We start from the raw sequence: 6294 nt of genomic DNA, 5'->3' as shown, positions 1-6294 counted from the left end.
ATTTCTAATTTGCTGGCAAAATCACTTGGATACATTGGATGTACTTCGTGTCGTTTACAACCCATTTCTTCTACAATTTGCTTATGAATATGTTCGATGTGCGGCAACGTACGTTTATTTAGCATCGTTTCTGCCGATACGAGTACGCCTGCCTTTGAAAGTGCCTTACTATTCTCAATTATACGCTTGAAAAGCTGTTCTCTTTGGGAAATGCTTGGCTTTTTCTCCATCATGGCAAAGCCACCCTCTACGAAATCATCCACCGTACCCCAGTTATGAGAAATATGTAAAACATCTAAATAGGGAATGATTTGCTCATAACGTGCAAGATCAATCGTTAAGTTCGAATTGATTTGTGTACGAACGCCGCGTTCATGTGCATACCGTAAAAGGGGAACAACGTATTCTTCTACCGATTTCTTCGATAGCATCGGTTCTCCGCCTGTAATACTTAACGAGCGCAATGTAGAAATTTCGTCCAAACGTTTTATAATTAAAGGTAGCGGCAAAGGATCCGGATCTTTCGGCTGCAATGTGTAACCAACCGCGCAATGCTCACAGCGCATATTACACAGCGTAGTTGTCGTAAACTCTACATTTGTCAGCTTACATTCACCGTATTCCTCTACGTCCATATAGGCTTCCCACGGATCGTATGAAGGAGTAATCGGCTTTAGCTCAGATACATTCATGTAAAAAACTCCTTTTTCTCGCAATTTCTATGACTATATGTACAAAAAATAGTTCAACCTTTATCATAGAAGAAACCTATAGTTTTATAAACTGTTTTGCCCAAAAATTTTCAAAGAGTTACGATTCTTGTATAATAAAACTATTCAGATATAAAGGAGCGAATACTGTGGGAAATGCCGTTCATGATAAAGATTCACAATTACTATATTTGAAACAACGATTAAATATGTTTGTGGAAGTAATTGATACAATTGAGCCGGAAGAAGTGGAAGTAGAAGATATAGATCGTTTACTTCAAATGCTTGATGAACTGGAACATAAATGTGATCAGTTTAAAAAGGATGAGTAATAGCAGCCAGCAGTTAATTCTTGCTGGTTTTGTTTTAGAATCTACGCGCAATTCTATGTTTGTATAGCTATATATATTCCATATGAAAATAAGCGAGAGAAACTCCTTCAATTTTTTATACAAGTAGGAGTATAATCAAGTTGTAAAATATTTCGTTAAATTGGTAGCGTTCACATTAGGAGGGGTATAAACCTATGGAAAAACTGCAAGACAGTATATATCAATTGATCGTAGAAACTTCAACACATTTACCAAAGGACGTTCGTCGCGCACTTCAACGTGCAAAAGAACGTGAAAATGCCGGAACTCGTGCATCTATGGCATTAGACACAATCACAAATAATATCGGCATGGCAGATGAAAATGTATCACCGATTTGCCAAGATACAGGTATGCCGACTTTCAAAATTAAAACACCAGTTGGCGTTAACCAACTAACGATTAAAAAAGATATTTATACAGCGATTGAGCTTGCAACGCAAAACGGAAAGCTACGTCCGAACTCTGTTGATTCTTTAACAGGTGAAAACTCTGGAAACAACATTGGAGAAGGAACACCGGTTATTAAGTTCGAACAATGGGAAAAAGATTACATCGACGTTCGTCTTATTTTAAAAGGCGGCGGCTGCGAAAACAAAAATATTCAATACAGCCTACCAGCTGAACTTGAAGGTCTTGGCCGTGCAGGACGTGACCTTGACGGAATTCGTAAATGCTTAATGCACGCTGTGTATCAAGCACAAGGACAAGGTTGTAGTGCAGGCGTAATTGGCGTTGGTATCGGCGGTGATCGCACAACTGGCTATGAACTTGCAAAAACTCAATTATTCCGTTCATTAGACGATGAAAACCCAGTAGCAGAATTAAAAGAATTAGAAGACTATATTAATGAAAATGCAAACAAACTTGGTATCGGTACGATGGGATTTGGCGGCGAAACAAGTTTACTTGGTTGTAAGGTCGGCGCAATCCACCGTATTCCTGCTAGCTTCTATGTTTCCGTTGCTTATAACTGTTGGGCATATCGCCGTTTAGGAATTAAGGTAAATGCAGAAACAGGCGAAATTATCGACTGGTTATATCAAGAAGGCGAAAATACATTAAAGCCAGTAGAAAAGGCTGAAAAAGAAGAAAAACGCGAAATCGTCTTGCAAGCTCCTATTACAGAAGCTCAAATTCGTGATCTTCGCGTAGGTGATGTTGTATCTATCACAGGTATGATGTACACAGGCCGCGATGCTATGCATAAATATTTAATGACAAATGATGCACCAGTAGACTTAAACGGACAAATCGTATACCACTGTGGTCCGGTTGTCATGAAGCATGGCGATAAATACGAAATTAAGGCAGCTGGTCCAACGACAAGTATTCGTGAAGAACCGTACCAAGGAGACATCATGAAGAAATTTGGTATTCGCGCTGTTATCGGTAAAGGTGGAATGGGCGCAAAGACATTGGCTGCCCTTAAAGAACACGGCGGCGTATACTTAAACGCAATCGGCGGAGCAGCACAATACTATGCTGAATGTATTAAAGAAGTTACAGGTGTCGATCACCTTGAATTCGGTATTCCAGAAGCAATGTGGCACCTACGCGTTGAAGACTTCAAAGCAGTTGTAACAATGGACTCTCACGGCAACAGCTTACATGCTGATGTGGACAAGTCTTCTCTAGAAAAACTTGCTACATTTAAAGAACCTGTATTTAAATAATAGAGCAAAGTAAAAGGTATCCTTCTCTTAATTAGAGGAGGATACCTTTTTTTCTTTGCTCTGTACATAATAGGACTCTTTATATGTATCGTATTTGCTAGATTGGTGACCGCAGCGCCCTAAAATGATGGTTGCCGGTCATCAACACAACAAGGGCACTGAATGATTGTTTCAGTGCCCTTGCCTAACTTTTTTGTTGATTGTCTTACTCAGCTTCCCCAACAACAGTGAAGCGTTCATTCACATGTTTAGGATTTTCAATTTCATCAACGATTGCAATAGCGAAGTCAGCATAGCTAATATAACTTTCACCTTTTGCGTTTACTAACAAATGATCTTTTCCTGTTTGATAGGATCCCGTTCTCTTTCCTTCTGGATCAAAGAAAGCAGAGGGGCTCACGAATGTCCATGTAATTCCTGTTGATTCTTGAAGTTCTTGCAAGTTACGACCTTGTCCGGTTGCGGTTGGTTTGAACATTTCAGGGAAATCAGGAGTATCCAGTACTCTCAATGTTTTTTCTGCGTCTACATAAAGACTTCCAGCACCGCCGACGACAATAACTTTTGTATTTGTACCTTTTCCTGCTTCAATTAGAGCGTGGCCTGCATCTACATGAGCTTGTTCCTCGCCTAGCGGAGCGCCAAAAGCATTCACTACTACGTCAAATTGCTTAACATCATCTGTAGTTAAGTCAAAGATACTTTTTTCAATAACAGGTACACTTTTATCGGCAAGCTTAGATGCATCTCTTACGATTGTAGTTACTTGATGACCTCGCGCTATTGCTTCCGTTAAAATACGATTTCCTGCTTTTCCGTTTGCTCCAATAATTGCAATTTTCATGTATATCAACCTCCGAAATTTTTAATTGTAACAATAATAGTTACATTTTGGCGATGAAAATCCCTTTACTGTAAGAGATCTTCTAGTATGTCAGTCAGTGTTTGGCTGGCTAATTCATTTTCCATGGCCTTCTGCGCCTCGCAAAACTTTTTCTCCAGTGTAGTTTGAATGTTTCGACCAACGACACAATTTGGATTGGGATTTTCATGCATCGAAAAGGTGGATTGATCTTCACTTTGAATCGCTCTGTAAATATCTAACAACGTAATAGCAGATGGTTCCTTTGTTAAGGTTACCCCGGGAATTCCTGCTTGTGACGTGAGCAGTCCAGCTTTTTTGAGCATACTACTGATGCGACGAATCACGACTGGATTTGTATTGACACTGCTTGCGATAAAATCAGAAGTTGCATTTGGTTGAATAGATGCTAATGCCAGAATATGAATTGCCACAGCAAATCGACTATTTTTCATATCATCACCACCATCTTGTAACTATTATAGTTACAATTAATATGAAATGTCAAACGATACATTCAACAAATGGAAAATTATGATCCGTATGAAATCTGCTTGGCTCACAAAAAATACGAGTAAAACGTCGAAAGGAGCACAACATGATGAAACGAATATGGATTTCCTTCGGCCTCGTACTTGCGTTTCTTACAGCTAGTCTGCCTTGTGTGTATGCTTATTCAAATGCAGCGAATCATTGGGGCGTTGCACGAAACAAAAATGAAAATCCTCCTGATGCCGGAAAAAAATTCACAAATCTGATTGAAAAGTATGATGGATTCTATCTTGGAGATATAACAAAGAAGGACATTTATCTTACTTTTGATAACGGTTATGAAAACGGTTATACGGAAAAAATTCTCGATGTACTAAAGGAAAAGAAAGTACCAGCGATTTTCTTTATTACAGGTCAATACATTAAAGATCAGCCTGAACTGGTCAAACGTATGGTGAATGAAGGGCACATTATCGGTAATCATTCTTGGCACCACCCTGACTTAACGACGATCAGCGACGAAAAACTACGCAGTGAAATTCAGCAAATTGAAACCGAAGTAAAGCAGCTAACCGGACAAAAAGAAATGAAGTATCTTAGACCGCCACGCGGTATTTTTAGTGAACGAACTCTTGCTATAACAAAAGAAATGGGCTACTACAACGTTTTGTGGTCCCTAGCCTTTCTAGATTGGAAGGTCGATCAGCAGCGTGGCTGGCAATATTCGTACGATTCAGTAATGAAACAAATTCATCCGGGCGCAGTTATTTTGTTACATTCGATATCAAGTGACAATGCAGGCGCATTAGCTAAGATTATTGATGATCTTCGTAAAAAAGGATATCAATTTAAAAACTTAGATGATTTAGTTGCACAAAAGTTTGGAAAATGAGAAAAGAGCGTTAAGCAGAGTGGTGCTTAACGCTTTTTTTAGTAAGAATTTAGGTTTATTATTGAAAATGTAACATTTATTATCGAAAACCGAATTTTATTATCGAAATGGGAGCATTTATTATCGAAACCCGAAAGTTTATTATCGAAACGAAAATCAAAACAAAGCCTGCTATACAAGCTACAACGATCAATTATAGATGTTCAAATGAAAGTTTGAGGTGGACAAATGCTTATTGAATGTACAAAAAAATTGTCTGATACTATGAAAATAAAGCCAGCGAATATTGTACCTATCAAGAGAGAACCATTTTTTGAATGGCATGCTAATTTATTTACGTTCCAAAGAAGAAAAGGCGTGTTTCTTATGAACAATCAGACTAGATACAGTATTACTTTATATGGATTAAAGGCAGAACATTTTAAGAAATTTGATAGCATAGTTTTGAGTGCTATAAAAGAAACATTTCTTACAGAAGGATTTTCAGAGGATCAAGTAGACGCCTATATCGAAAAGTGTGGGGAAGTTATTTTGACAAAGACACATGATAGAAGTATTTTAGGTCAAATGAACGATTTCTTTTTTGCTGTAACAACTAAACTCGAAGATTATATCCCAAGTGAAACGATAAACATGATCGAAGTGAATAAATGGACGGGAGAGTTCTTATGCGGAACTTTTGGACATGTGTACCCAATTGAGATATTAAAAAAAGAAATGGATAACATTCTAGAGAACTGATGACGGTAGACATCCCAAATATATGATTGATGAAGGTGTAAATATGGAAATCATTTCAGAATTTATATCACTTGAAAAGATAGAAATGTTAAGAAACCAAATAGACAAATTAAATGAATACCATAACAGCATATCAAAATATTTTTCTGGTAGTTATCCAAGAATAAATTTTGAAGAGCGTATAGCTGCGTACAGGGAAAACGCAAAATATGGAGATTATAGAATTGAATTATTGATTAACTTAGAAACAAACAATATTATAGGATTTTGTATAGCATACAGTACAAAGGTACGTGGGAAAATAGAAGTGCTTTTTGTTGATGAAGAATATCGAGGAAATGGATTTGGTGCCAGATTAGTGAAAAGTGCTATGAACTGGTTTAAGGAAAATCAAATTAATGAAATTGAATTGTCAGTCGTATATGGAAATGAAGCGGTAGCTTTTTATCAAAAAATGGGGTTTTATCCACGTTCCATTATTATGACCGCAAAATTATAGTAAAGGCCAAATAGGGAAGCAGCAAGTAAAATAATCATATATAAAGCACTA

8 protein-coding genes are annotated in these 6294 nt (G+C 37.5%); 5 read left to right on the top strand and 3 right to left on the bottom strand.

Translation table 11 applies throughout. The features are described from left to right. Positions 1 to 692 (bottom strand): radical SAM/CxCxxxxC motif protein YfkAB (gene yfkAB / locus AC11ZT_RS13655; RefSeq protein ID WP_484060124.1); only part of this gene is annotated, 692 nt, incomplete at its 3' end. 167 nt (positions 693 to 859) lie between these two features. Here yfkAB and AC11ZT_RS13650 point away from each other — a divergent pair. Together AC11ZT_RS13650 and AC11ZT_RS13645 are read left to right on the top strand one after the other, a co-directional pair. Beyond that, the gene (locus AC11ZT_RS13650) at positions 860 to 1042 is read left to right on the top strand and encodes an SE1561 family protein (protein WP_484060123.1); all 183 of its coding nucleotides are present in this window, start codon (positions 860 to 862) and stop codon (positions 1040 to 1042) included. A gap of 194 nt (positions 1043 to 1236) precedes the next feature. Continuing rightward, positions 1237 to 2757 carry a fumarate hydratase gene (locus AC11ZT_RS13645; RefSeq protein ID WP_484060122.1) on the top strand — a complete coding sequence of 507 codons (1521 nt, stop codon included), beginning with the start codon at positions 1237 to 1239 and terminating at the stop codon, positions 2755 to 2757. A gap of 205 nt (positions 2758 to 2962) precedes the next feature. Here the strand turns inward: AC11ZT_RS13645 and AC11ZT_RS13640 are convergent, their stop codons facing one another. Beyond that, the gene (locus AC11ZT_RS13640) at positions 2963 to 3601 is read right to left on the bottom strand and encodes an NAD(P)-dependent oxidoreductase (protein WP_484060121.1); all 639 of its coding nucleotides are present in this window, start codon (positions 3599 to 3601) and stop codon (positions 2963 to 2965) included. A gap of 65 nt (positions 3602 to 3666) precedes the next feature. After that, the gene (locus tag AC11ZT_RS13635; RefSeq protein WP_379971019.1) at positions 3667 to 4074 is read right to left on the bottom strand and encodes an Rrf2 family transcriptional regulator; all 408 of its coding nucleotides are present in this window, start codon (positions 4072 to 4074) and stop codon (positions 3667 to 3669) included. Positions 4075 to 4220: 146 nt separating this feature from the next. Here AC11ZT_RS13635 and pdaA point away from each other — a divergent pair, with 146 nt between their 5' ends. The 3 genes from pdaA to AC11ZT_RS13620 all read left to right on the top strand — a co-directional run bounded on the left by pdaA (position 4221) and on the right by AC11ZT_RS13620 (position 6243). Continuing rightward, positions 4221 to 5003, top strand: coding sequence for a delta-lactam-biosynthetic de-N-acetylase (gene pdaA / locus AC11ZT_RS13630; RefSeq protein WP_484060126.1), 783 nt, complete (start codon positions 4221 to 4223; stop codon positions 5001 to 5003). A 228-nt stretch (positions 5004 to 5231) separates the two neighbouring features. After that, on the top strand, positions 5232 to 5744 hold the full coding sequence (locus AC11ZT_RS13625; protein WP_484060120.1) for a DUF6933 domain-containing protein: 513 nt from the start codon (positions 5232 to 5234) through the stop codon (positions 5742 to 5744). Positions 5745 to 5787: 43 nt separating this feature from the next. Continuing rightward, positions 5788 to 6243, top strand: a complete 456-nt coding sequence (locus AC11ZT_RS13620) for a GNAT family N-acetyltransferase (RefSeq protein WP_484060125.1) — start codon at positions 5788 to 5790, stop codon at positions 6241 to 6243. Positions 6244 to 6294 lie beyond the last annotated feature (51 nt).

Source organism: Ectobacillus sp. (genome assembly GCF_056992975.1).
This window is presented reverse-complemented; position numbering and strand designations above follow the sequence as displayed.

Coding starts and splice junctions, on each gene's coding strand:
- AC11ZT_RS13645 (WP_484060122.1), top strand. CDS start 1,237: ATGGAAAAACTGCAAGACAGTATATATCAATTGATCGTAGAAACTTCA.
- AC11ZT_RS13640 (WP_484060121.1), bottom strand. CDS start 3,601: ATGAAAATTGCAATTATTGGAGCAAACGGAAAAGCAGGAAATCGTATT.
- AC11ZT_RS13635 (WP_379971019.1), bottom strand. CDS start 4,074: ATGAAAAATAGTCGATTTGCTGTGGCAATTCATATTCTGGCATTAGCA.
- pdaA (WP_484060126.1), top strand. CDS start 4,221: ATGAAACGAATATGGATTTCCTTCGGCCTCGTACTTGCGTTTCTTACA.
- AC11ZT_RS13625 (WP_484060120.1), top strand. CDS start 5,232: ATGCTTATTGAATGTACAAAAAAATTGTCTGATACTATGAAAATAAAG.
- AC11ZT_RS13620 (WP_484060125.1), top strand. CDS start 5,788: ATGGAAATCATTTCAGAATTTATATCACTTGAAAAGATAGAAATGTTA.